This window comes from Burkholderia sp. MS389, from assembly GCF_016899425.1.
GTDB lineage: Bacteria > Pseudomonadota > Gammaproteobacteria > Burkholderiales > Burkholderiaceae > Burkholderia > Burkholderia sola.
Window position 1 is genome coordinate 1,168,027 of record NZ_CP045995.1, and the last position, 24,565, is coordinate 1,192,591.

14 protein-coding genes and 2 pseudogenes are annotated in these 24,565 nt (G+C 67.3%); 6 read left to right on the forward strand and 10 right to left on the reverse strand.

The genetic code is table 11. The features are described from left to right. Positions 1-48: 48 nt before the first annotated feature. Positions 49-732: a TagK domain-containing protein gene (locus tag GJG85_RS21670; protein WP_050018228.1), complete on the reverse strand. Its 684-nt coding sequence runs from the start codon at positions 730-732 to the stop codon at positions 49-51. A gap of 416 nt (positions 733-1,148) precedes the next feature. Here GJG85_RS21670 and GJG85_RS21675 point away from each other — a divergent pair. Together GJG85_RS21675 and GJG85_RS21680 are read left to right on the forward strand one after the other, a co-directional pair. Continuing rightward, positions 1,149-1,457: pseudogene (locus GJG85_RS21675) on the forward strand (integrase core domain-containing protein); the annotation flags it as partial. 641 nt (positions 1,458-2,098) lie between these two features. Then, complete coding sequence (locus GJG85_RS21680) at positions 2,099-2,299, forward strand: hypothetical protein (RefSeq protein WP_089489572.1); 201 nt, start codon at positions 2,099-2,101, stop codon at positions 2,297-2,299. A 475-nt stretch (positions 2,300-2,774) separates the two neighbouring features. Here the strand turns inward: GJG85_RS21680 and blaPEN-B are convergent, their stop codons facing one another. Beyond that, a complete protein-coding gene (gene blaPEN-B / locus GJG85_RS21685) occupies positions 2,775-3,713 on the reverse strand; it encodes a PEN-B family class A beta-lactamase (protein ID WP_089489573.1) in 939 nt (312 codons plus the stop codon). Positions 3,714-3,849: 136 nt separating this feature from the next. Here blaPEN-B and penR point away from each other — a divergent pair, with 136 nt between their 5' ends. Further along, the gene (gene penR, locus GJG85_RS21690) at positions 3,850-4,740 is read left to right on the forward strand and encodes a beta-lactamase transcriptional regulator PenR (RefSeq protein WP_050018225.1); all 891 of its coding nucleotides are present in this window, start codon (positions 3,850-3,852) and stop codon (positions 4,738-4,740) included. Between the two features lie 483 nt (positions 4,741-5,223). Here the strand turns inward: penR and GJG85_RS21695 are convergent, their stop codons facing one another. From GJG85_RS21695 to GJG85_RS21705, 3 genes are all read right to left on the reverse strand, one after another. Next, complete coding sequence (locus tag GJG85_RS21695; RefSeq protein ID WP_006482135.1) at positions 5,224-5,475, reverse strand: hypothetical protein; 252 nt, start codon at positions 5,473-5,475, stop codon at positions 5,224-5,226. Between the two features lie 96 nt (positions 5,476-5,571). Next, positions 5,572-7,794, reverse strand: coding sequence for an amylo-alpha-1,6-glucosidase (locus GJG85_RS21700; RefSeq protein WP_089489574.1), 2,223 nt, complete (start codon positions 7,792-7,794; stop codon positions 5,572-5,574). Between the two features lie 155 nt (positions 7,795-7,949). Further along, the gene (locus tag GJG85_RS21705) at positions 7,950-15,050 is read right to left on the reverse strand and encodes an autotransporter-associated beta strand repeat-containing protein (protein WP_239468987.1); all 7,101 of its coding nucleotides are present in this window, start codon (positions 15,048-15,050) and stop codon (positions 7,950-7,952) included. On the opposite strand from GJG85_RS21705, the gene GJG85_RS35250 reads away from it, so the two are divergent. Continuing rightward, positions 15,049-15,177: a hypothetical protein gene (locus tag GJG85_RS35250; protein ID WP_256975824.1), complete on the forward strand. Its 129-nt coding sequence runs from the start codon at positions 15,049-15,051 to the stop codon at positions 15,175-15,177. The genes GJG85_RS21705 and GJG85_RS35250 overlap by 2 nt on opposite strands. 585 nt (positions 15,178-15,762) lie before the next feature. Here the strand turns inward: GJG85_RS35250 and GJG85_RS21710 are convergent. Next, positions 15,763-16,422 (reverse strand): YdcF family protein, encoded by a 660-nt coding sequence (locus GJG85_RS21710; RefSeq protein ID WP_050018223.1) that lies wholly within the window; start codon positions 16,420-16,422, stop codon positions 15,763-15,765. Between the two features lie 187 nt (positions 16,423-16,609). Next, complete coding sequence (locus tag GJG85_RS21715; protein ID WP_050018222.1) at positions 16,610-17,644, reverse strand: rod shape-determining protein; 1,035 nt, start codon at positions 17,642-17,644, stop codon at positions 16,610-16,612. A gap of 271 nt (positions 17,645-17,915) precedes the next feature. Between GJG85_RS21715 and GJG85_RS21720 the strand changes: the two genes are divergently transcribed. Next, positions 17,916-20,327 (forward strand): patatin-like phospholipase family protein, encoded by a 2,412-nt coding sequence (locus tag GJG85_RS21720; RefSeq protein ID WP_204384401.1) that lies wholly within the window; start codon positions 17,916-17,918, stop codon positions 20,325-20,327. Between the two features lie 111 nt (positions 20,328-20,438). Here GJG85_RS21720 and GJG85_RS21725 read toward each other — a convergent pair whose 3' ends face one another. Both GJG85_RS21725 and GJG85_RS21730 read right to left on the reverse strand, forming a co-directional pair. Beyond that, positions 20,439-21,569, reverse strand: coding sequence for an ATP-binding protein (locus GJG85_RS21725; protein ID WP_050018221.1), 1,131 nt, complete (start codon positions 21,567-21,569; stop codon positions 20,439-20,441). A 64-nt stretch (positions 21,570-21,633) separates the two neighbouring features. Next, entirely contained in the window at positions 21,634-22,344 is a 711-nt protein-coding gene (locus GJG85_RS21730; protein WP_006498855.1) for a response regulator, read from the reverse strand. Between the two features lie 221 nt (positions 22,345-22,565). On the opposite strand from GJG85_RS21730, the pseudogene GJG85_RS21735 reads away from it, so the two are divergent. Next, positions 22,566-22,859 (forward strand): annotated as a pseudogene (locus GJG85_RS21735) (glutaminase); the annotation flags it as partial. Between the two features lie 571 nt (positions 22,860-23,430). On the opposite strand, the gene GJG85_RS21740 reads toward GJG85_RS21735, so the two are convergent. Continuing rightward, positions 23,431-24,518, reverse strand: a protein-coding gene (locus tag GJG85_RS21740) for an IS3 family transposase (RefSeq protein ID WP_204384402.1) whose coding sequence is annotated in 2 segments (ribosomal slippage) — positions 23,431-24,257 and positions 24,257-24,518 — 1,089 coding nt in all. Because the reading frame shifts where the segments join, the coding sequence is not laid out codon by codon here. Positions 24,519-24,565 lie beyond the last annotated feature (47 nt).

A 24,565-nucleotide genomic window follows, 5' to 3' on the forward strand; every position in this document is an offset into this window, starting at 1 on the left:
AAGATGGATCGTATCGGGCTACTCGGCGAGCGTATGCAGACTGACTCGTCAGGACGTTTCGCTATCAGGCAACAACCCGACCGGCAGGGACACGGGGCTATCCATTGCGACCATATGATGTTCGCGTCGCGTCAGTTCGGGTGGCCGCTGGGCAGCATGGCGTGATGCGGCTGCGAGGAATTCGGCAGGCGCGAACAGGCCCAGCACGTCGTTCCGTTGCTCCGGTTCACAGAGGTCCGGTACCCCACTGAGGTCGCCGAACAGCTGTTCAAGTTTGACCGGCGGCCTGAGTAGCTCCATGATCCCCTGGGGCTTGGCAACCGGCTTAACCGGTTGCGGCGGCAACTCCACCATAGTGAGCAAACCCAATCCCGGTTCAGCCTGCACGGGCAACGCAGATGGCGTGGCTTCCGGTGTATAAGAGATTGCCCACTCGGCCAATGAAAGCGGATCATCGAGAAATCTGAGGTATTGACTGTACAGTGACGCAATAATATTTTCGTCCTCCACAGCAACGTTATTGTCATCGAGCTCGCGAAGGGCCTCGCTGCCACGAAGGGACGCTGATGATCCAAGCAGGCCAAATACTGCCCCACTGCCGCATTCATCACCACTCGACAACGCCCGAAATCCCCCGCGCATAACGTTGTCCGCGACGTGAATGACCGTGCCGTCGTGATCCGTTGAATCGCCAAAGCGAGCGACATCCTTGCCTGAGGTATCGTCCTGCACGTTTCATCTCCATCGAACGGAATTTCTCCTGCGTCGAATTTACCGAGCACTCGGAGAAAATCACATAAGACACGTCCGAAATTGACAAAAACCTAGCAAAAATCACAGGGTGTGATTTCTTTTGTCGCGACAATGGACATGCCCCGCATATAAGTTGCATACACAACATCTGCACAACCGCGGCTGGCTCAAGCGGACAACGGCAAGTGACTTGCTGCCTCACGCGAACCCAATCGGGCGGCTCGGACATATTGCAGCCTTCTGGACGCTCGTCCGTCATATGGCTTGCGCCGTCCGCCGAAGCAAATTCACACCAGCAGAACAACAACCAGCAGACCGCATCAACCACACGACAAGTCGAGATAAATCCCACCCGTATCAATAGGTATCCTGACTTCTTGAGGTAACGAGACACACATACCCCACCCGAAATCGAGTGGCTGAGCGACAACGGTTCGGGCTACACGGCTGACGACACGCGCCGGTTCGGAGTGGCCATCGGCCTGAAGCCATTGACCACGCCGGTGTGCAGCCCGCAAAGTAACGGGACGGCCGAGCGCTTCGTGAAGGCGATGAAACGCGACTACGTCGCCTTCATGCCGACGCCGGACGCAGCGACTGCTGCATGCAATATGGCCATCGCGTTCGAGCATTGCAACGAGAAGCACTCGCATAGCGCGCTGAAACATCGCTCGCCGCACGATTTCCGGCGCTCGATCGATTCAGTAATCCTAAGTTTAATATCGCGTCCGGTATTACAGGGGCAGCTCCAGCGGGGTGTCATGTCAATTCGTCATGCGGGATGGGGAATCGTGTGGGAATGGCCTGAAGCAGCCACACCCCGTTTCGCCGCATCGTCTATCTTGCCCGCCTGACAAGGGTTCGCTGCCACCGTCAAAGTTGTCCACAGAAAATGTTGGCAAGCTTGTGGATATCCTGCGCACCGCGACGCTAAACCCTTGATCCGATGGACTTTGGCACGCGTGATGCAGACGCGGCGCGCGTCATGGCCGTCGCGCACACCGCTTCGCCGCACTTCGCATCACGATGCCACGACGATGCGCTACTTACCCACAGATTGTGTTGGCAAGCTTGTGGATATCCTGCGCAAGCCTGCGCTAACTCGTTGATCGGCCTATGGTTCGTGTCGCGTGTCACCGTTTCGGCAGCGCGCGGGTTCGGCCTGCGCGAACACGGACGCTTCAATGCGATCGCAGCGCGCCGCCGATGCCTTGACGCCCGCGCCCGTCGCGCATCAAGATCACGCAAGCCGCACGCGGCCGCGCATCGCCGGCGACGCACGTCGGCGCCCCGGGCCGGCCATTGCGTCGGCACCGCATGACGACATTCCAATCCGAGGAAGACCATGGAACACTTCACCGCGTGGCAGTTGATCGTCTCACTCGTGCTCGTCGCCGTCGTCATCTATCCGTACGTGCGCATCGTTCGGCGCACCGGGCATTCGGGCTGGTGGATCCTGACGATGTTCGTGCCGATCCTGAACTTCGTCATGTTGTGGGTGTTCGCATTCGTGCGCTGGCCCACGGTCGACGATCGGCAGCCCTGACCGTCGCGGCGACGGCCGGGCTTGTCCACAGATTGTGTTGGCAAGCATGTGGATAGCCTGCGCATACCGCGACCAAGCGCTTGATCCGAAAGACTTTGTTCGCGCTGCTTCGAAAGCGGCACACGGCCGCGCAAGCGCGGTTGTGTACCGCGTCGGCACGTGACGCGCCGCCTGCCACGCCGGCTACCCTGCTTGTCCACAATTTTTGTTGGCAAGCGTGTGGATAGCCTGCGCATACCGCGGCCAAGCGCTTGATCCGAAAGACATTGTGCGTGCTGCTTCAAACGCGGCACGGTGACGTACGGCACGCCGGACGCCGCCGCGCGCGAGCTTGTCCACAATTTTTGTTGGCAAGCATGTGGATATCCTGAGCATGCGCGACCTAAGTCGTTGATCGCACAACGTTTGAGCGCGCGGGTCACGACTGCGGCACGGCGCGCCCGCGGATCTCGCCACGCGCGCCGTGCCGTGCCGCTCAACCGAACGTCTGCGCGACGATCCGCGCGACCGACGCGATCACGTCGTCCTTCGCCCGCGCATCGGCGCGAGCCTGCGTGTAGTACACGGCCAGCACGATCGGCGCGCGCGACGTCGGCCAGATGACGCCCGCGTCGTTCGTCGTCCCGTAATCGCCGGTGCCGGTCTTGTCGCCGACCGTCCAGCCGGCCGGCACGCCCGCACGAATCCGCTTGTCGCCGACCTTGTTGCCGCGCAGCCACGCGACGAGCTGCGCACGCTGCGCGGCCGGCAATGCGTCACCGAGCGTCAGCACGCGCAAGCTGGCAGCCATCGCGGCAGGCGTCGTCGTGTCGCGCGGGTCGCCCGGCAGCGCGGTATTCAGTTCGGTCTCCCATCGATCGAGCCGGAACGCGTCGTCGCCGATCGAGCGCGCGTGGGCGGTCACCGCCGACGGGCCGCCGATCAGCTTCATCAGCAGGTTCGCGGCCGAGTTGTCGCTGTACTGGATCGTGGCCTCGCACAGCGCGGCGACCGTCATGCCCGCGCCGACATGCTTCTCCGACACCGGCGAATAGTTGACGAGGTCGGCCTTCGTATACGTCACGCGCTGTTGCAGCAAGCCCGGACGCTCGACGCTCCGCGCGAGCACCGCCGCGCTCAGCATCGCCTTGAACGTGCTGCAGAACGGGAAGCGCTCGGCCGCGCGATGCTCGATGACCCGGCCGCTCGCCGTGTCGATCGCGCACACGCCGAGACGGCCGCCCGCGTCGCGCTCGAGGTCGGCAAGCGTCGCCGCCGCCGCGGCCGGCGCAATCACATCCGCGGCAGCCGCCGCTGCCGCCGTGGCTTCGTCCGGCGCGGCGGCCTGTCGCGACGCGCACGCGGTGACGGTAAGAACGAGCGGCGCCGTCGCGGCGGCCAGCAACAGGGTTCGACGTTTCGATGAGTAGGTCATGTCGGTTGTCTCATGGTGGAATGGCGGCGCAACGTGGTTGACGCGTTGAAAACGGCCAGCCGCCGAGACAGCACTATCGAGACTTTACGGTTGCCTGACAAGCAACGATAATTGAGCGCTGACAAAAGAAATTCTTATGACGAAGCTCCGCCCTCATCTTCCGCTCAATGCGTTGCGCGCGTTCGAATCGTCGGCGCGCCATCTGAACTTCACGCGCGCCGGCCTCGAGCTGAGCGTGACCCAGGCCGCCGTCAGCCAGCAGGTGCGCTCGCTCGAGGAGCGGCTCGGCTGCGCGCTGTTCACGCGGCTGCCGCGCGGTCTCGGGCTGACCGACGAGGGCCGCGCGCTGCTGCCGGTGCTGAGCGACGCGTTCAGCCGCATCGAGACGGTGCTCAAGCAGTTCGACGGCGGACGCTTCCACGAGGTGTTGACGCTCGGCGTCGTCGGCACCTTTGCCCTAGGCTGGCTAATGCCGCGGCTGAAGCAGTTCGGCGACACGCACCCGTTCGTCGAGCTGCGGCTGCGGACCAACAACAACGTCGTCGATCTCGCCGGCGAGGGCCTCGATTTCGCGATCCGCTTCGGTGAAGGCAACTGGCCGGCGACGCGCAACGAGCGGCTGCTCGATGCGCCGCTCACCGCGTTGTGCGCGCCGGACATTGCGCGGCGCATCGCGCAGCCGGCCGATCTCGCGAACGAAACGCTGCTGCGCTCGTACCGCACCGACGAGTGGCTCGGCTGGTTCGACGCCGCGCAGCTCGAACCGTGGGCCGTCAACGGTCCCGTGTTCGATTCGTCGCGGCTGATGGTCGAGGCCGCGATGCAGGGCGCGGGCGTGGCACTCGCGCCGGCCTGCATGTTCGCGCGCGAACTGCAGCTCGGCCAGCTCGCGCGGCCGCTCGACATCGACGTGCGCGCGGGCGGCTACTGGCTCACGTCGCTGAAATCGAAACCGCTGACGCCCGCGATGACGCTCTTTCACGACTGGATCGTCGCGGAAGCGGCCGGCACGGCGCCGGCCGGGTAACGCGGCCTCGCTTGTCCACAGAAAGTGTTGGCAAGGATGTGGATATCCTGGGTACCCGGGGCCTAAGCCCTTGATCGCGCACGCATTAGTGTGCCGATACATGGAGCGGGCGGCCTTTGCGTGCGGGCTTCGTGCACGCAGCCCCTGCCGACCGGATCGTCAACCATTGCGACGCAATCGATTGCAAGTTGTCCACAGATTTTGTTGGCAAGCCTGTGGATATCCATCCAATCGGACGCGTAACATCTTGATGCACAAGGGGATTCGATCCACGGACCTTGACCGGTCAATGGTGTGGCACCGGAGTGGTTGTCGAACCGCACGCCGTGCACGCGCGGCGCGCCCGGCCCAAGGCCGGGCGGTTCTCCACAGATTGTGTTGGCAAGCTTGTGGATATCCTGCGTATCGGGCACCTAACTGATTGAGCGCACGGGGTTTTGTGCCGCGTCCACCGAATCGGGCAGCGCGTGCGCCGCCCGTGCATCAGTGACGGTCGAGGCCGCCGCGCAATTCGCTCGCCTTGTCGCGCAGCGCTTCGTAGCCGGAACGCGCATGCTCGGGCAGATCGGGATCGCCGATCAGCGCGCCGAGCGTTTCGATCAGGCTGAACAGGATGCCCTTCGCCGCGCCGACCGCGATGCTCTGCGATTCGATCGACTTGTGCAGGTGGTCGACCGCCGCTTCGAGATTCTCGAGCTTGTGCTCGCCGTCGTCGGGCCGGTTGTCGGTCGTCATCGTCTACCTCCGCCATCGTTCAAGGGTCATGTCACGATTCTATGCCGCTGCGCGCGAACGTGGCGCGACATCGCGCAACGTTCGCGCGACACCGCACTACAGCACCGCGACCACCTGCACGCGGCCCGGCTGCTCCGCCGCGGCGATGACCTGGCCGTCGACGCGGCGGAACGTCAGCGACACGGTTTCGTCGCCGACGCGCAGCGCATCGATCCGCAGCCAGTCGACGCCTTCCGGCAAGGCCGGGCGCTCGACGCGCACCTCGTGGCGCGATGCGTCGATGCTCACGCCGAGGCACGCCTGCAGCATCATGAACGGCGCGCCGGCCGCCCACGCCTGCGGCAGGCAGGCCACCGGATACGCGGTCGGCGGTTCGCCGCGCCGGCGCGGGAACCCGCAGAACAGCTCCGGCAGGCGCATCTCGAAGCTCACCGCCGCCTCGAACAGCGCACGCAGCAGATTCACCGCGGCCGTCTTGTCGCCGTAGCGCGCCAGGCCGCGCGCGATCAGCGCATTGTCGTGCGGCCACACCGACCCGTTGTGATAGGCCATCGGATTGAAGCGCGGCTGGCCGGCCGCCAGCGTGCGGATGCCCCAGCCCGTCTGGAACAGCGCCGAGCCGAGCACGCCGGCGACCGCCGCGCCGCGCTCGGCGTCGGGCAGCCCGAACGCCAGCAGGTGGCCCGCGTTCGACGCGAACACGCGGCACAGCTCGCCATGACCGTCGAGCGCGATCCCGTAGAAATCGCCTTCCGGCATCCAGAACAGCGCATCGACCTGGTCGCGCAGCGTCTTCGCGCGCAACGCGTAGCGCGTCGCGTCGGCCGCATGGCCGCGCCGACGCGAGCACGCCGACATCGCGTCGAGCGCCGCGCACGCATAGGCCTGCACTTCGACGAGCGCGATCGGCCCGTCCGGGAAACGGCCATCCGCGTGGAACACCGAATCGTGGCTGTCCTTCCAGCCCTGGTTCGCGAGGCCGCGCTCCGACGTGCGCTGGTAATCGAGCAGCCCGTACGGGTTGCGGTCGCACTTGTCGATCACCCATTGCGCGGCGCGCTCGAGCGCGGGCCACAGCTCGTCGATCAGCGCATCGTCGCCGGTGCGTTCGAGATAGGCGCCCGCGAGCACGATGAACAGCGGCGTCGTATCGACGCCGCCGTAGTACAGCGCGAACGGCACCTCGCCCGTCGCGGCCATCTCGCTGCGGCGGAACTCGTGCATGATCTTGCCGGGCTCCGCGTCGCGGAACGCGGAGGTCTCGCGCGCCTGATGTTCGGCGAGAAAACGCAGCACGCCGCGCGCGAGCGACGGCTGCAGCCACAGCATCTGCAGCGACGTGATGATCGCGTCGCGGCCGAACGGCGTCGAGAACCACGGAATGCCCGCATACGGGTACGGCCCCGTGTCGAGCTGCGTCGTGAGCAGCCCGAGATCCGCGAGCGAACGATCGAGCCAGGCGTCGAACAGCGGATTGCCGGTGTTCACGCGCGCCATCGACTCGCGCCGTGCCCGCATCTCGCGATGCACGCCGACGAGCGCGGTGCGCAGCGCGACGCGGCCGCATCCGGGCCCTTCGGCCTGCGCGGGCCCGAGCGTCGCATCGACGGTCAGGTAGATCGACACGCACGCCTGCGCGGCGATCGTCAGCGTGTAGTCGGCGCGATCGACCGACAGCGCGTCGGGCGCCGGCGAGAAATGCACGGTCACGTTGCGCTCCACGCTGTCGAGGCCGTCGTAGCGCAGCCGCACCGCGCCCGCGTCGACGCGCGGCGCACCCACCGTGCCGCGCTTCGGCCGCTGCGTGCCGCGCACTTCGAACATGTCCTTGAAATCGGCCGCGAACGACAGCGACAGCGGCACCTCGGCTTCGCTCGCGCCGTAGTTCGTCAGCGTCAGCGCTTCGTACAGCACGTCGCCCGCCAGCACGCGCGTGCGCTCGATATGGATCACGCCCTCGGGCGTCTCCTTGCCGCCGAGCGGCGGCAGCGGGCGGTTCGTCAGGTGCGCGGTGAACGACGCGTTGTCGGCGCTCGTCGCGCCCGACAGCAGCGACGGCGCGCGGCCGCCGAACGTCAGGCGCCATTTCGACAGCACGCGCATGTCGTCGACGAACAGGCCATCGTCATGCCCGCCGATGTCGCCGAGCGCATCGCTGACCACGAACGCGTCGCCGGATTTCAGCACGTACTGGTTGTTGCGCGCGAGGACCTGCTGATCGGCTTCGGGCGCGATGAAGGCGGGACCCGACGCGATGGTCGGGGCAATCGGCGCGACTTGCGGCGCCTGCGTCGTCGTGGCTTCGGCGTGATTCGGCATCGATGCTCCTGTGTCGAGGCGCAACGCGCGGCGCGCGTCGCGTGTTTCGCACAGGATAGGCCAGAACGGCGAACGTGCGCAGCGACGAAACGGCTGCGGCGCGAGGCGACGTTGCTTCGTCGCCTCGCGCCGCGTACGGGCACGTCAGTTGCCGGTCAGAATTTCCACAGGATGTTGCCGAGGATCGCGTTGTCGCGCACGCCGCTGCCGTATTGGCCGCTGTACGTGAGGCCGAGGGTCAGGCGCTTCGTGATGTTCGCGTCGATGCCGGCCTCGAGCACCGCGCTGTCGCGAGCAATCGGCACGCCCGACACCTGGAACGACGTGCCGCCGTTCGCGAACGTGAACGCCGACGACGGCCGCACGTTGCCGAACGCATGCCGCCAGCCGACCGTCCCGCGCGCGGTGAACGTGCCGCTCGCGATCGAGCCGAGCTGCGACGCCGCACGCACGCCGAGCGTCGAGAAGCCGACGTGGGTCGTCTCGCCGCCGGCGCGCAATGCGGCCGCGCCGCCGGTTTCCGTATAGCCGTCGGTATGCAGGTTCACATACGCGAGGCCCGCGAACGGTTCGATCGCGACCGGCCCGACCGGCAGCGCGTAGCCGACTTCGCCGAACACCTGCGCCGAATGCGCGTTGTAGCCGGCCGAATCGTGATCGGAGAAGCCCGCGAAGCCCGGATAGCGGTCGCTGTTGATTCGATACCACGTGTACGACGCGCCGCCGCGCACGCCGAGCGCGCCATACTGCGCGCCGCCGTACAGCGACACGTAGTAGCTGTTCACCGCCGCCGACGAACTCTGGTCGTTGTCGAGCGAGCTGTGCGTGACGCCCGCGGCCAGGCCCGCGCGCCACTTGTCGTTGAGCGCCATGTCGGCGCCGGCGATGAAGCCCGTCATGCTGCGGTTGATCGACGATGCGTTGCCGTCGCCTCCGAGCCGGCTGCGGCCGCCGAACGCCTGCCCCCAGACGACGGGCTGATAGGGCGTCCCGCCGTAGCACCCGGCGCGCGAACCGATCCGGCGTTCCGGCGGCAGCGTCGGATCGACCACGCCGGCCGTGTTGTCGCCGCACAGCGCGGCGCCGCCCGACGACAGGGCCGCGAGCGGGCCCGATCCGGGCGCGAGGCCCTGACGGACGCGATCGGTCACCGCGTCGCGCACATAGCGGCTGTCGAGCAGCAGCATGCTCTTCAGGCTCGCCTGCAGTTCGCCGCCGAGCAGCCCGTACGCGCGGCGTGCGGTCGGCGCGTCGGTCGTCAGCACCGTGTCGTACAGCGGATTGCCGGCGCCGAGCGCGGCCACCGCGGTCGCGACCGAGCGCTGGTTCGGCGTCGTCGCGACGTCGGGCAGCGCGGTGCCGTTCTGAGCCAGTTGCAGATACACGTGACCCGGATCGTAGCTGAGGGTCGGCGTCAGGAACGCATAGTTCGCGCTCACCTGGGCGAACGCGCCCTGCACGCCCGACGACGCACTGAGGATCGTGTACGTCGTGCCCGGCTGATAGGTGCTCTGGTTCGCAAGCACCTGCACGGTGCCGCCGTTCAGCGTCGCCGTGCCGCTCGCCGCGAGGCTGCCGCTTTGCTGCGGCGTGGCGGCGACCTGGAACGTCGAACCCGGCTGGAACGTGACGTTGCCGCCCACGTTCAGCGCCGCGCCCAGCTGCGTGGCGGCCGCCGTCGCGCCGCCCTGCACCACGAGGCCGCCGATCGTGCCGGTGCCCGTCACCGTCGCGCCGTTCTGCACGGTGACGGTCGACTGGCCGAGCGAACCGTTGACGGCAAGCGTGCCCGCGCTGACCGTGGTCGGGCCGCTCAGCGTGCTCGTGCCGGTCAGCGTCAGTTGCCCGCTGCCGGCCTGCGTCAGCGAGCCGGTGCCGGACAGCACGCTCGCGATCGTCACGTTGCCCGATTGATTGACGACCAGCGCACCGTTGTCGACGACGTCGCCGGCCACGCTGCCCGACGTGCCGCCGTTGCCGAGCTGCAGCGTGCCGCCGGCTGCGATCGTGGTGCCGCCCGTGTACGTGTTGCCGCCGGTCAGCACCTGCGTGCCGCTCGCCACCGTCACGCCGCCCGAGCCGCCGATCGTGCCGCCGAACGTGCTGCTGCCGCTGCCGTTCAGCGCCAGCGCGTTCGCACCGAGATTCACGTTCGTGCCGGCCGCGCCCGACAGCCCGCCGATCGTTTGCGCGCCGGTCGCACCGCTCACGTCGAACGTCGCGCCCGTGCCCGCGAGATTCACCGCGCCCGTCGACGCGAGGCTGCCGCCCGCGCCGAGTGCGAGCGTGCTGCCGCCGTTGATCGTCGTGCCGCCCGTGTACGTGTTCGCGCCCGTCAGCGTCTGCGTGCCCGTGCCAGCAAACGTCACGCCGCCCGTCCCGCCGATCGCGCCGCCGAACGTGTCGTTGCCGCTGCCGTTCAGCGTCAGCGCATTCGCGCCGAGATTCACGTTCGTGCCGGCCGCGCCGATCAGTGCGCCGATCGTCTGCGCGCCCGATGCGCCGCTCACGTCGAACGTCGCCCCCGTGCCCGCGAGATTCACCGCGCCGGTCGATGCAAGGCTGCCGCCCGCGCCGAGCGCCAGCGTGCTGCCGCCGTTGACCGTCGTGCCGCCTGTGTACGTGTTCGCGCCCGTCAGCGTTTGCGTGCCCGTGCCAGCAAACGTCACGCCGCCCGTCCCGCCGATCGCGCCGCCGAACGTACCGTTGCCGCTGCCGTTCATCGTCAGCGCATTCGCGCCGAGATTCACGTTCGTGCCGGCCGCGCCGCTCAGCGTGCCGAGCGTCTGCGCGGCCGTCGCGCCGCTCACGTCGAACGTCGCGCCCGCGCCCGCGAGGTTCAGCGCGCTGCCCGACGCGAGGCTGCCGCCCGCGCCGAGTGCGAGCGTGCTGCCGCCGTTGATCGTCGTGCCGCCGGAATACGTGTTCGCGCCCGTCAGCGTTTGCGTGCCCGTGCCGGCGACGGTTACACCGCCCGTCCCGCCGATCGTGCCGCCGAACGTACCGTTGGTGCCGCCATTCAGCGTCAGCGCATTCGTGCCGAGGTCGACGTTCGTGCCGGCCGCACCGGTCAGCGTGCCGATCGTCTGCGTGCCGGTCGCGCCGCTCAGATTGAGCGTCGCACCGGCGCTGGCGAGGTCCACCGCGCCGGTCGATGCGAGGCTGCCGCCCGCGCCGACTGCGAGCGTGCCGCCGCCGCCGATCGTCGTGCCGCCCGTATAGGTGTTCGCGCCCGTCAGCGTCTGCGTGCCGCTGCCGGCCAGCGTCAGGCCGCCGGTGCCGCCGATCGCGCCGCCGAACGTGCTGCTGCCGTTGCCGTTCAGCGTCAGCCCGTTGCCGCCGAGGTTCACGTTCGTGCCGGCCGCGCCGGTCAGCGTGCCGAGCGTCTGCGCGGCCGTCGCGCCGCTCAAGTCGAACGTCGCCCCCGCGCCCGCGAGGTCCAGCGTGCTGCCGGACGCAAGGCTGCCGCCCGCGCCGAGCGCCAGCGTGCTGCCGGCGCCGATCGTCGTGCCGCCCGTATAGGTGTTCGCGCCGGTCAGCGTCTGCGTGCCGGTACCCGACAACGCGAGACTGCCGGTGCCGCCGATCACCCCGCCGAACGTGCCACTGGCCGTGCCGCCGAGCGTCAGTGCGTTGCCGCCCAGGTTGACGTTGGTTCCCGCGACGCCCGACAGCGCGCCGAGCGTTTGACCGCCTGTCGCGCCGCTCAGGTCCAGTGCCGCGCCCGCGCCGGCAAGGTTCATCGTGCCGGTCGATGCCAGGCTGCCGCCCGCGCCGAGCGCCAGCGTCCCCGCGTTGATCGTCGTGCCGCCCGTATAGGTGTTCGCGCCAGTCAGCGTCGTGGTCGCCGCCCCGTCCTTCACGAGGCTGCCCGCGCCGGAAATCGCACCGCCCAGCGTGAGGCTGTTGCTGCCCCCCAGCGTCAGCGCGGCGCCCGTGCCGAGATTGACCGCATTGCCGACCGACAACGCGGCGTTCGTATCGAGCGTCGCCGCGCCGCCGACGGTCAGCGCGCCGGAACCGAGCGCGCCGCCGTTGCCGAGCACGAGGCTGCCGCTATTGAGGTTCGTGCCGCCGGTGTAGATATTTGTGCCGGTCAGCGTCTGCGTGCCGGTGCCCGACAACGTGAGACTGCCCGTGCCGCCGATCACCCCGCCGAACGTGCCGCTGGCCGTGCCGCCGAGCGTCAGTGCGTTGCCGCCCAGGTTGACGTTCGTTCCCACGCCGCCCGACAGCGCGCCGAGCGTTTGACCGCCTGTCGCACCGCTCAGGTCCAGTGCCGCGCCCGCGCCGGCAAGGTTCATCGTGCCGGTCGATGCAAGGCTGCCGCCCGCGCCGAGCGCCAGCGTCCCAGCGTTGATCGTCGTGCCGCCCGTATAGGTGTTCGCGCCGGTCAGCGTCGTGGTCGCCGCCCCGTCCTTCACGAGACTCCCCGCGCCGGAAATCGCCCCGCCCAGCGTGAGGCTGTTGCTGCCCCCCAGCGTCAGCGCGGCGCCCGTGCCGAGATTGACCGCGTTGCCGACCGACAACGCGGCATTCGTATCGAGCGTCGCCGCGCCGCCGACGGTCAGCGCGCCGGAACCGAGCGCGCCGCCGTTGCCGAGCACAAGGCTGCCGCTATTGAGGTTCGTGCCGCCCGAGTAGGTGCTCGCGCCGTTCAGCGTCTGCGTGCCGGAGCCGGCCAGCGTCAGGCTGCCGGTGCCGCCGATCGCCCCGCTGAACGTGCCGCTCGCCGTCCCGCCCAGCGTGAGCGCGTTGCCGCCCAGCGTCACGTTCGTCCCGGCGACACCCGACAGCGCCCCGATCGACTGCGCGCCGGTCGCGCCGCTCACGTCGAGCACCGCACCCGCGCCTGCCAGGTTCACGCTGCCGGTTGCCGACAGGCTGCCGCCTCCGCCGATCGCCAGCGTGCCGGCATTGATCGTCGTGCCGCCCGTGTAGGTGTTTGCGGCGGTCAACGTCGTCGTCGCCGCGCCGTCCTTCACCAGACTGCCCGCGCCGGTGATGCCGCCGCTCAGCGTCAGCGCGTTGCTGCCGCCCAGTGTCAGCGCGGAACCGGTAGCGAGGCCGATCGCGTTGTTGACCGACAGGCTCGCGCTCGTATCGAGCGTTGCCGCGCCGCCGACGGTCAACGCACCCGTGCCGAGCGCCGCATTGTTGCCGAGCACCAGCCCGCCTGCATTCAGCGTCGTGCCGCCGGCGTAGGTGTTCGCGCCGGACAGCGTCAAGGTCGCCGCGCCGTTCTTCACGAGACCGCCGCCACCCGCGACCACGCCACCCAGGCCGAGATCGGTGCTGCCGCCAAGCGTCAGCGTGGTGCCCGTCGCGATGTTGACGCCGTTCGCGAGCGACACGTTGGTGGTCGCATCGAGCGTCGACGACCCGTTGACGTTCACCGCGCCGAGGCCGAGCGACGTATTGCTGCCGACGACGAGGTTGCCGCCGTTCAGGTTCGTGCCGCCCGTGTACGTGTTCGCGCCCGTCAGCGATTGCGTGCCGGTACCCGACAGCGTCAAGCTGCCGGACCCGCCGATCGTGCCGGCATAGGTCGCATTGACGCTGCCGCCGAGCGTCAGCGAATTGGCGCCGAGGTCCACGTTCGTGCCGGCCGCGCCGGCCAGCGCACCGATCGTCCGCCCGCCCGCCGCAGTGCTCAGGTCGAACGTTGCGCCCGCACCGGTCAGGTTGACCGTGCCGGTCGCCGACAGACTGCCGGCCCCGCTCAGCGCGAGCGTGCCGCTGTTGATGGTCGTGTCGCCCGTATACGTGTTCGCGCCGGTCAGCGTCGTGGTTGCCGCGCCATTCTTCGTGAGGCCGCCGCTTCCGCTGATCGTGCCGGTCAGCCCGAGATCGTTGCTGCCGCCGAGCGTCAGCGTCGAGCCGGTCGCGAGATTGACCGTGTTGGCGAGCGTCACGTTCGTGCTCGTGTCGAGCGACGCCGACGCGTTGACGTTCAGCACGCCGGTGCCGAGCGCCGAATTGTTGCCGATCACCAGGCCGCCGGCGTTCAGGTTCGTGCCGCCCGTGTAGCTGTTCGCGCCGGACAGCGTCAGCGTGCCGCCGTCGTTCTTCGTCAGCGCGCCGCCACCCGACACCGTGCCGGACAGCGTCAGCCCGGTCGCGCCCTGCACCGTCAGGCCGCCCACGCCGAGGTCCACGTTGTTGCTGACGTTGAGCCCGGCCGTACCTGCCTGCAGTGCGCCGCCGGTGGCCGTGATGGTGCCGGTGCCGAGCGACGCGTTGTCGTTGATGATCGCGGTGCCGCCCGCCAGCGTCGCGTCCTGCGCGGTGGATGCGCCGTTGATCGTCCAGTTGCCGCTCGTGACGTCGAGGTGATTGAAGTTGATGTAGTTGTTGACCGCGATCGTGCCGTTCGCCGCGACGCCTTGCTGCAGGTTGAGCGTATTGTTGCCGCCCGCGCCGCCGTCGACGACGCCGGTTGCCGCCACGCCGAGCGTGACCGGGCCGACCGTGATGTTGAACGCGCCGCCGGTGCCGCCGGCCGTATTGACCGACGAGCCCGTCACGGCATTGAACGTATTCGTGCTGTTCGCCCCCATCGACACGCCGCCGTTGATCGTGCCCGAGTTGGTGAACGTATTGCCCTGTCCCGGTGTGCCGCTCGAACCCAGCGACACGCGACCGGTGATCGTCCCGCTGTTCGTCATGTTGACCGTGCCGCCGCCGTACGCGGCGACCACCGGCGCATCGGCGCCGACGAGGGTCGCGCCGACCAGCGGGGAGGAGCCGATCGTACCCGTGTTCGTAATCGTCGACGTGCCGCCCGTGCCGTTTTGAACCGACAGCGCCATGCCCGTCACGCCGCTGATCGCCACGCCGGTCGAGCCCATCATCGTGCCGTTGTTGGTCACGGTGGTGGTGCTCGCCGCCGCGTTGCCGATCACCGTACCGCTCGACAGCACGCCGAGCCCGGAGCCGAGCGCCGACGGGTCGATCGTGCCGTTGTTGGTCAGCGTGACGTTACTGCCGGTCAACGACATCGCCGTGCCGCCGACACCGAGCAGCACGCCGACGCTTGCACCGGGATTGACCGTCGCGTTCACGTTGTTGGCGCTGTTCGAATAACTGGGCGCCAGCGGATTCGCGACGCCGGAACAGGTCACCGTGGTGCCCGCCGTGCTGCAGGTCGCATAGGCGGGGACGATGCCCGCGCCCGACAGCGCCAGAAACACGCCGGTGGGCAACAGCAGTCTCGGAAACGGCTCACTCGCTTTTTTCGGACGGACAGGGTTCATGCTTTCCCTCTTTATTGATTTCGGCTTTGGTATTGGTATTGCGGCCGCAACGGCCGGCACGCAGCAGAAAATCGCGGATAAAAGCGTCCTCCCCGGCAATCGCGATGCGCTGTCGGTTTATTCGTGATGAGTTTTTTGATCGGCCCGGGAATGCAGCTGCGGAACTAGTCGAATGACATGATGGCGGCCCCTGGTTTCTGAAGCGACTTTCTGTTTGATTTGATTACTACGCGCTTTCGTCAGACTAGGCTATATCAAAGTCAAACCGTTTTCCAGTCGATATTTTCCCATCGGATCAACGGCCGACGATTATGTAGTTTTTTTACTTTCTGACAGACGAGCAGGAATAACACGCGACACACTCTTCACCGACTTTCCTTGATTTTTCGCAAAGACAACGGTTGTGCCGCATCGGTGGAAACACCGATATATCGCCCTGATTCAATACACGTGGATTTTTGCAGTGCAATATTTTCACCGCGACGAATGATCCATTTAGATAACCAACATCCGCTTAATAAATCGATCGGAGCTGGATTATGGAACTGTCGGCGAAATTGTTTTGATTTTCAGCCTCGCAAGGCATCTGAAACGCGAATCGTTATTATTTATTCGGTGCCTGTGACACTCGCGCGGCCGGCGCGAGACGACAGGAAACCGGAGTAACGACGAAACCGCCCGCACCGGGAGCGCGCGCTTCCGGGCCGCCCCGTCACGAAAACAGGCTCATCAGATAAAGCATCGGTCGAAACGACACCGGCCGCGCATCGGGATTGATCCACAACCGCACCGCATACACCGCGTAGGCCGGCACCTCGCGCCAGCTCGAATAGACGTCGCGCCACTGGAAGCGGCGCGGATACGCGGCGGAGATGTTCGACCGCGCAATGCCGACGCGCTCGAACGCGAGGCGCGCCCGCGCGAGGTGGTAATACTGGCTGACGATCAGCACGCGCGACAGGCGATGTGCGCGCAGGTAGGCCAGCGTGTGCTGCGCGGTCGCGAGCGTGTTGTCGCCCTGGTCGTCGACGGCGATCCGGTCCGCCGGCACGCCGCGCGCGACGAGGTAGTCGCGCATGGCCGTCGCCTCGTTCAGCCCGGGGCCGTCGATCGCGCCGCTGACCAGAAACGCCGGGCACTGCCCCGCGCGGTAACAACGCACGCCGACATCGAGCCGGGCCGCGAGCACGGGCTTCGGCGCGCCGGTTGCGTCGAGCGCGTTGCCGAAGATCACGGCGACGTCCGCCGGGTCGCTCGGCATCCGCATGCCATGGACGACGATCGCGGCCGCCGCAGCGCCCCAGACGCACGCGACGACGGCCAGCACGCGGCCGGCCCGGGCCGCGAAGCCCCGTTTGGTTCGATATTTCAAGGTATTCGGTCTCTCAGGTGTCGTCGGGCGCGTCGGCCGGCCCGGCCCCGAACGGGCGCGTCACGCTAGCACGGCGCGCCCGCGCCTGTCCATGCGATGGACCGATGCCGGCCGAGCAGGCCGGCCATTGGGAGATCGAAAGAATGTGAAGGCGTGCGCCGGGCCGCGGCCGGCAGCACCGCCCGGCTCAATCGGCCGGGCACATCGCGAGCCGCCCCATCGCCTCGCCGGCGCCGCGCACCGCGCAGGTGGCCGGCTCGTCGGCGATCCGCGCGACCAGCCCGGTCTCGTCGTACAGCAGGCGTTCGAGATCGGCGAGCAAAGCGCCGCCGCCGGTCAGCACCACGCCGCGATTCGCGATGTCGGTCACGAGTTCGGCCGGCGCGTTTTCCAGCACCGACTTCACCGCGCCGATCACCTGCTTGAGCGGCGCGGCCAGCGCGTCCGCGACGTCGTGATTGGACAGCTCGACCGAGCGCGGCAGGCCGTCGCCGATGCTGCGGCCGACGGCGCGGGTCGACGTGCGCGGCACCGCGCTGGTGGCCGAGCCGATCGTCTTCTTCACGTGCTCGGCCGTCTGTTCGCCGAGCAGCACGCCGTACAGGTTGCGGACGTGGTTGACGATCGCCGCGTCGAACTGGCTGCCGCCGACGCGGATCGCCTCGCGGTAAACGATGCCGCCGAGCGCGACGACCGCGACTTCGGTCGTGCCGCCGCCGATGTCGATGACCATCGAGCCGACCGGCTCGGTCACCGGCAAACCCGCGCCGAGCGCGGCCGCCAGCGATTCCTCGATCAGTTCGACCTCCGATACGCCGGCCGCGAACGCGGCCTCGCGGATCGCGCGGCGCTCGACGGCCGTCGCGTCGGACGGCACGCACAACGTGACCTCGACCCGGCGGCTGAAGCGCGAGCGGGTGCGCGACATGTCGATGAAGCTGCGGATCATCTGCTCGGCGGCGTGCGCGTCCGCGATCACGCCGTGCCGCATCGGCCGCACGGCTTCGAGATGCCCCGGTTCGCGGCCGAGCAGCGCCTTCGCGAGCTCGCCGACGGCCTCGAGCGTCGGCCGCGCGTCGCTCGCGCCGCCCTTGCGGAAGCAGACGACCGACGGCTGGTTCAGCACCACGCCGCGTTCGTGCGTATAGATTCGCGTACTCGCCGTTCCCGGGTCGATCGCAACGGGTTGCGCAAACAACTTTCCGAACAGCGGTGTCGACATATCAAACCTTTGTGAGGGAACGGGCCGGGACAGCCGCGCCGCACATTTTGCCGCGCGTCCATGCCGCCCCATCACGAGCTTAGCGGCAAATCGTTCCGATACTTTAGGCAATTCCGATGATTTTTTCGCGACGGAATGACCGGATGGGGCGTTTCGGGCACGTCCGGCCACGCAACGGCCGCTCGCGTCGGGCCTGTAAAACACGGTAATCTCTCGGTCTTGCCTGCTCCCGGCAGGCCTCAGACGCACGATCACGCCAGGTATGTTCACCATGACAGCGACCGTTTCCTTCCGCTGGGCGCCGGTGCGCCCGCTCTGCACGACGCTCGTTGCCTTCTGGTGCTGCACGGTCGCCGCGCAACCGCTGCCGGCCGCCGAACCCGCCGCCGCCCAGACCGCTGCCGCTGCCGTCAACGCACCGGCTGCGCCCGCGCCCGCCGCACCCGCTGCGGCGGCGCACACCTGCGCGGCCGACGGCGGCCCGGCCGGCCGGCCGTCGATCGGCCTCGTGCTGTCCGGCGGGGGCGCGCGCGGCTACGCACACCTCGGTGTCCTGAAAGTACTGGAGGACAACCGGATTCCGATCGACTGCATCGCGGGCACCAGCATGGGCGCCGTGGTCGGCGGCCTGTACGCGAGCGGGATGGCGGCCCACGAGATGCAGAAGCGGCTGTCGGAGGTCAACCTGGCGGATATCGCGTTCGACGTGACGGACCGCGCGGACCTGCCGCAAACCAGCCGCGAAGACGAACGCCTGTACATCAACGGGCTGACGCTCGGCTTCGGCAAGAAAGGCGTCAAGGCGCCGGTCGGCCTCGTACAGGGCAACCGGCTGCAGGCGCTGCTCGCGAACTGGACGGCCGCCGTGCCGACCAACCAGCCGTTCGACCAGCTGCCGATCCCGTACCGCGCGGTCGCGACCGACCTGCAGACGGGCCAGATGGTCGTGCTCGACCACGGCTCGCTGCCGCTCGCGATTCGCGCGAGCATGGCGATGCCGGGCCTGTTCGCGCCGGCCGAGATCAACGGGCGCGCGCTCGTGGACGGCGGGCTCGTCAGCAACCTGCCCGTCGACACCGCGCGGCAGATGGGCGCAAGCGTCGTGATCGCCGTCGACATCGGCTCGCAACTGCGCCCGCTCGACGCGCTCGCGTCGCCGGCCGACGTGATGCAGCAGATGGTCGGCATCCTGATCCGCCAGAACGTGACCGCGCAGCGCAAGCAGCTCGACGCGCAGGACGTGCTGCTCACGCCGGACCTCGGCGCGCTCGCGTTCACCGATTTCCAGAACGCGAAGCAGGCGATCGCCGCCGGCGAGATCGCCGCGACCGCGGCGCTGCCGAAGCTGCGGCGCTTCGCGCTCACGCCGGAACAGTACGCGGCCTACCGGTCCGCGCACGCGCAGCCGCTGCCGCCGCCGATCCGCATCACGCGCATCGACATCAAGACCAGCGGCGGCGTGCCGAAGCGCGTCGTCAGCAACGCGCTGCACGTGAAACCCGGCGACATCTACGATCCGAAGACCGTCAGCCAGGATCTGCTCGGACTCACGACGGGCGGCAACTTCGAGAGCGTCACGCAGCAGATCGTGAGCCGCGGCGACGACAACGTGCTCGAGATCGACGCGCGCGAGAAGTACTGGGGGCCCAACTTCCTGCTGTTCGGGCTCGGCATGTCGAGCAGTTCGACCGACGAGGGCGGCTTCCGCCTGCACGTCGGCTACCGGCGGCCGTGGCTCACGGAGTCGGGGCTGGAATTCCGCGCGGACACGACGATCGGCAGCGACCTGCAGTCGGCGCGCGTCGAATTGCGCCAGCCGCTGTCGACCGCGTACGGCGTGTACCTGTCGCCGTACGCGGAATACCAGCGTCGCTACGCGAACCTGTACGACGACTCCGGCGACGTGAAGATCACGCAGTACCTGATGCAGACGGCGCGCGCCGGGATCGACCTCGGCCTGCCGATCGCGCGGCTCGGCGATTTCCGCGTCGGCCTCGGTTACGTGACCGGGCACGGCTCGCCGACCTACAACCTGCCGTTCGACGACGGCAGCGGCCAGAGCCTGCTGTGGCCGAGCTTCACGTCGCAGGCGCTGATCGCGCGGGCGCGGCTCGTCATCGATCAGCTCGACGATCCGATGTTCCCGCGCAAGGGTTATTTCGGCGAACTGCGGGTCGACCGCTCGCTGGTGTCGCGCAACGGCGGCTCGGCGCAGGAATTCGCCGACGGGATCAGCAACGCGCCCTATACCGAGATCTACGGCAAGGCGATGATCGCGCAGCAGTTCGGCCGGCACAGCGTCAGCGCGACGATCGAAGGCGGCAAGAGCATCGGCGGCACCAACCTGATCAACGCGTTCAACTTCACGCTCGGCGGCTTCCAGCATCTGTCCGCCTATGCGGCCGATCAGCTCAACGGCAACGAGCTCGCGTACGGACAGATCACGTACATGAACCAGTTGATGACGTTCAACGCGTCGCCGATCAAGGCGCTGTCGGTGGGCGCCAGCGCGGAAGTCGGCAACGTGTGGTCGAGCGGCCAGCAGATCGGCGGCGGCGCGCTCAAGCAGAGCTATACGTTCTTCACGAGCCTGTCGACCGCGTTCGGGCCCGTCTATATCGGCGTGGCGCTCGCGCCGGGCGGCCGACGCAACTTCTACCTGCAGCTCGGCCGCACCTACTGAGCCTGCGCGGATGCCGCTTCGGCGGCGTCCGTGGCGGCGTCGCGCCCTGCGCGCTCGCCGGCAGCCTGCGCCTTCACGATTACCGCGTGCCGAGCATCGCGCGACGTCGCGCTAGACCGGCCAGCTGATCTCGAACCGCGCGCCGCCGAGCTCGACCGGATCGACGACCGCGATCCGGCCGTTGTGCGCGTGGAGCACCTGCCGCGTGATCGACAGGCCGAGCCCGTAGCCGCCGGTGCGACGGTCGAGACGCACGAACGCGTCGAAGATCCGTTCGCGCTCGCTTTCGGGCACGCCCGGGCCGTCGTCCTCGACGAAGATCCCGATGTTGCCGTGCACGAGCGCGATCCCGACGACGATCCGCGCGTTCGCGTACTTGCTCGCGTTGCGCAGCAGGTTGCGCATCGCATACGACATCAGCCGCCGGTCCATCTTCACGCGCAGATCCGATCCGATCGCGACGCGGGCCTCGATCGTACGGTCCGGATACAGCAGTTGCGCGTCGTTCACCTGGTGCTCGAACCACGCGACCGGCGCGGTCATCTCGAGGTTCGACTGCAGCGAGCTGTATTCGAGCCGCGCGTACGTCAAGCTCATGTCGATCAGCTCCTCGAGCTCGGTCACGTCCTGCGCGATGCTCTCGAGCGCACCCTGGTATTCGGCCGCCGAACCGGGTTCGCGCAGCATTTCGAGTGCAAAGCGCACGCGCGCGAGCGGCGTGCGCAGTTCATGCGAGATCCCGTTCGTCAGATCGCGCTGCGCGGCGATCAGCCGCTCCATGCGCATCGCGAGCGCATTCAGCGTGCGCGCGAGCGGGCCGATGATCACGCTGTGCGATTCGCGGGCGCGCGTGTTGAAACGCCCGCCGGTGAAGTCGATCGCACGCTCGCGCACCATCACGAGATCCGACCAGACCGGCCGCATCCACCGGTACGCGGCGAGCGCGGGCGCGGTGAACACGAACGCCAGCACGATCCAGATGTCGCCCGGCAACGCGTCGAACGCGTGCCACACGACCTGCGGCGACAACACGACGCACAGCGCGAGCGCGGGCACCAGCGCGGTGAGCAATACGAGGCCGAGCAGATGCAGGTAAGTGCGCACGTACAGGCGCGACCAGCTCGGAATGCGGTCGGCGCGCGTGTCGGTCCACGCGCGGCGGAAATGCAGCCAGCGCCATTTGACGTAGCGCAGCGTCGGCAACGGCGGTGCATCGGGGTGCGAACGGGTTCGTCGAATCATCGCGGCTCCCGGCCGGCGGGCGGAATGCCCGCGCGGAACGTGACGGCGTCGCGCGAGCGCGGCGTCATTCCCACGCGTGCTTGCTGAATTGATAACCCTTGCTGCGGATCGTCTTGATCCGCTGCGGGTTGCTCGCGTCGTCGCGCAGCTTGCGGCGCAGCTTCGAGATGCGCCCGTCGATCGTGCGGTCGAGGCCGTCGAATTCGACGCCGCGCAACTGCAGCATCAGATCGTCGCGGCTGACGACTTCGCCCGCATGACACACGAGCGCCCACAGCAGGTCGAATTCGGCCGACGTCAGATCGGGCGTGCTGCCGTCGGGCAGCACGACGGTGCGGTCGGTGCGGTCGATCGAGAACTTGCCGAACGCGTAGCGCTCCGGCTGCGGCGCGGTGCTCTCGGCCGCGCGCGCGGGCGCGCGGCGCAGTTGTGCCTTGATCCGCGCGAGCAGGATGCGCGGCTCGACCGGCTTGTGCACGTAGTCGTCCGCGCCGAATTCGAGGCCGAGCAGCTCGTCGAAGGGCTCGTCGCGCGCCGTCACCATGATGATCACGCCGTCGTACTGCTTGCGCGCCTCGCGGCAGATTTCGAAACCGTCCTTGCCCGGCAGGTTCACGTCGAGGATGACGAGATCGGGACGAATGGACAGGATCGCCGGCACCGCGGCGTCACCATGCAGCACGGTGTCGACTTCATAGTCGTTCTTGCGCAGGTAGCCGGCGATCAGCGTGGACAAGCGGGTGTCGTCTTCGACGAGCAGGATGCGAAAAGACATGGGCGGCGGTCGGATCATCGAGGAAGCCGCGGGGGGCGCCGGCGGGTGCCGGACGCCGGCCCTCGGCCGAAACGTACCGCATGATACTGCGCCCGCCGCTCACCTGTTTGGCGGTCTTGAAAATAAGGGCGGGATTCCGGCCGCGCTTGACGAATCGACGCCGGGACGGTTCCATACGGGCTCGCCGGAATCCCGGCTCTGCTTCTACCCTGCCTGACGTGATGAATTACCAGACGATTCTTGAACGCATCCACACCGAACTCGCCCCCTGGATCGGCCAGGGCCGGGTCGCCGACTACATTCCCGAACTCGCGAAAGTGCCCGCCGACAAGTTCGGGATGGCCGTCGTGACGCTCGACGGAAACGTTTACACGGTCGGCGATGCGCACGAGCGCTTCTCGATCCAGAGCATCTCGAAGCTGTTCGCGTGCACGCTCGCGTTTCAACTGCTGGGCGACGAGCTGTGGGAACGTGTCGGCCGCGAGCCGTCCGGCACCGCGTTCAATTCGCTGGTCTTAAGATGACCGGCATCATCACTGTAAATAACAAGCGACTGATCTCCAACTAACAGGCAAGACCGACTGTTGTCAATGTTTTTCGAGCGTACTAGGATCGTTGACATATTGGGCACCAGATGCAATGTGTCAATAAGTACCCCCAAGGCTAAGCTGTCTATCTCAATGCAGTAGTGCCGCCCAGGGAGTGCTTTCATGGTTGATCGTCCGTGGAGTCCAGAGCAAATCGACGAAGCCCGCGCCGTTCCTTTCTCAATAGTCCTCGAACACCTCGGCGCGTTCCATAAACTCGATCACCTTTATGCACCGCTAGATCCGAGACGTCGAAGTAAACGTGTACAGGTGGGGTAGATTTCATCTTCATTTTCACCGGCCCAAAGTTCGTTAATCAGCTATTGCCTGAAGGCGCCGTAGATCGAGGTGGCGGCGGATCGATTGACTTCGTTCGTCACTTGACAGGTTGCAATTTCGTTAATGCCGTCAAGGTTTGCCTAGACGCAATCAATGAGCGTCGAGCCAAATGAGGTCCCCCGGTAATCCCCCCGTTTTCCACGGGGTTCAGAAGTAGAAACTAAGCGGCCATGGCCAGCCGCTGCTTCGGCGTAAATCCGCCCAGGGCCATGTTCGGGCGGTCGTGATTGTAAGTCCACATCCAGTCGGTCGCGAAGCGCTGCACATGGTCCGAGTCTTCCCAGTGGTACTGCGACAGCCATTCGTATCGCACGGTCCGGTTGAATCGCTCGACATACGCATTCTGCTGAGGCTTCCCCGGCTGGATGTAGTCGAGCTTGATGTCGTACTGCCGGGCCCATTCGGTGATCGCTGCACTTAGGTACTCGGGGCCGTTGTCACACCGAATCGCTTTCGGTCTGCCACGCCAACCGATGATCTGCCGTAGCGCACGGATCACCCGCTCCGACGGCAAGGAGAAGTCGATCTCAATTCCGAGCGCTTCGCGGTTGAAGTCGTCGATCACGTTGAACAGCCGGATGCTGCGCCCATCGGCCAGTTGGTCGTGCATGAAGTCCATCGACCAGACCTGGTTGACGGCAGACGGTACCGCCAGCGGCTCAGGTACCTGTCTGACCAGCCGCTTGCGCGGCTTGATCCGCAGGTTCAACTCCACCTCGCGATAGATCCGGTACACCCGCTTGTGATTCCAGCCGAAGCTCTTCACGTTGCGCAGGTACAGGAAGCACAACCCGAAGCCCCAGTTCCGGTGGTTGTCGGTCAGACGCAGCAGCCAGTTCGCAATCTCGTCGTTCTCGGCATCGCGCACGTTGGCGTACCGATAGCAAGTCTGGCTGTTCCCGAACGCCTCACATGCCAGCCGGATCGACACGCCTCGACTGGACACCGCATGCTTGGCCATCTCGCGCCGGCGAGATGGCCTCAGCCCTTTTTTGCGAGTGCCTCCGCGACGATCTCTGCCTTGATCTTCTCCTCGACGTACATCTTGCGCAGCCGGGCATTCTCAGCCTCCAGTTCCTTCATCCGTGCGATCAGCGACACATCCATGCCACCATATTTCGAGCGCCATTTGTAGAACGTCGCCGTGCTGATGCCCAGTTCCCGGCACAGGTCCGGTACCGCCAGCCCCGCCTCCACGCGCTTGAGCGCATCCATGATCTGGCTGTCCGTGAATCTCGACTTCTTCATTCTGTAGAACTCCCTCAACGAGAAAATTCTACTTCTGATCCCGCCGG